The organism is Lysinibacillus sp. VIII_CA, assembly GCF_049943995.1.
Taxonomy (GTDB): Bacteria; Bacillota; Bacilli; order Bacillales_A; family Planococcaceae; genus Lysinibacillus; species Lysinibacillus pinottii.
This window is the reverse complement of sequence record NZ_JBNFXM010000079.1, coordinates 1-468: the sequence shown is the minus strand read 5'-3', so window position 1 is coordinate 468 and position 468 is coordinate 1. Positions and strand designations below refer to the sequence as shown.

The window sequence follows — 468 nt, the reverse complement described above, 5'->3', positions numbered from 1 at the left end:
GCCAAGCAACAGGTAAAGGCCGCTGTCAAACAAACGAAGCAGGTAGTGAAGGAAAAGGTACTACCAGTGGTGAAAAAAGCTGCGCAAGCAACCACCAAGGCAGTGAAAAATGCTGTAAAACCTAAAAATCTATTGAATACGCTACAAGTAGGATTAGATCTTGTAGGATTAATCCCAGGTTTCGGCGAAATAGCGGATGGCGTGAATGGCATTATTTATCTGGCTAGAGGTGACAAGGTCAATGCGGCCCTTTCCTTTGGCGCGATGATTCCGTTTGCGGGCTGGGCGGCAACAGGCGGAAAATTAGTAAATAAAGGTGCCGGAGTAGTTAAGAGTGTCGCTGAAGGTGTTCAAAACGTGCTGAAAGGTCCAGTAGGAAGTGTAGTAGACCAAGTCAAAAAGCAAGTAGTGAACGTGAAAACCCAGATACAATCCAAAGTAGCCGAAGTCAAACAGCAACTGCGTCAG

General features: G+C 46.2%; 1 pseudogene. It reads left to right on the top strand.

Annotated features, from left to right (window positions below):
• Positions 1-468, top strand: a pseudogene (locus ACP3VS_RS24255) (hypothetical protein); the annotation flags it as partial.